We start from the raw sequence: 1,025 nt of genomic DNA on the forward strand, positions 1-1,025 counted from the left end.
GGGCGCCGTAGATCTCGGCGAAGTTCTGGGTGTGCGGCCCGTGCAGCACCGCCGCGTCGAGGCGAACCGGCTCGATCGGGTTCTGGCCGCCGCGCTCCACCAGCGAGCCGCCCAGGAAGGCGACCGGGCTCAGGCGGTAGAACAGGCCGAGCTCGCCCACCGTGTCGGCGACGTAGCAGGAGACCCCAGGATGGGGGCGCCCCCCGGTCGCGCGGCGCGCGCTGCGCAGGCCCGCCGCGGCCGCGACTTCGGCCACCGCCTGCCCCCGGCCCGGATGGCGCGGGGCCACGATGGTGAGGAGGTCGGGGAAGCGGGCGGCCAGGCGCGCGTGCGACGCGGCGACGGTGGCGTCCTCGCCCGCATGGGTGCTCGCCGCGATCCAGACCGGGCGCTCCCCGATCATCTCGCCGAGATAGGCGAGCTGCTGCCGGTCGGCCGGCGGCACCGCGGCGTCGAACTTCAGGTTCCCCGCCACATTCACCCGCGGCGCGCCGAGCCGCACGAAGCGCTCCGCGTCGTCGCGCGTCTGCGCGAGGCAGACGGCGATGCGGGAGAGGAGCGCGCGCGCGGTGCGCGGCGAGCGCTCCCAGCCGCGGAACGAGCGCTCCGACATCCGCCCGTTGACGAGGATCAGCGGGATGCCCCGCTCGTGCAGGCCGACGATGACGTTGGGCCAGATCTCGGATTCGGCCACCAGCGCGAGGTCCGGCTGCCAGTGTTCGAGGAAGCGCCCGACCCAGCGCGGGGCGTCGAGGGGCATGTACTGGTGCACGGCGCCGGGCGGCAGGCGGGTGCCGATCAGCTCGGCGGCCGTGCGGGTGCCGGTGGTGACGAGGACCGAGAAGCCGCGGGCGATCATGCCCTCGACGAGGCCGACGAGCGAGAGCGCCTCGCCGACGCTCGCCCCGTGCATCCAGGCGAGCGGGCCGACGGGCCGCGCCCGGCCGGCCAAGCCGCGGCGCTCGGGGAGCCGCCTCGGATCCTCCTTGCCGCGGTGCGCCCGCCACGCGAGCAGGCCCGCCACG

The 1,025-nt window shown here is 76.3% G+C and carries 1 protein-coding gene; it reads right to left on the reverse strand.

Annotated features, from left to right (window positions below; all coding sequences use genetic code 11):
• The coding region (locus AX737_RS25795) for a 3-deoxy-D-manno-octulosonic acid transferase (protein ID WP_082773297.1) at positions 1-1,024 on the reverse strand (1,024 nt) is incomplete at its 3' end.
• Position 1,025 lies beyond the last annotated feature (1 nt).

The organism is Methylobacterium sp. CCH5-D2, assembly GCF_001556475.1.
GTDB lineage: Bacteria > Pseudomonadota > Alphaproteobacteria > Rhizobiales > Beijerinckiaceae > Methylobacterium > Methylobacterium hispanicum.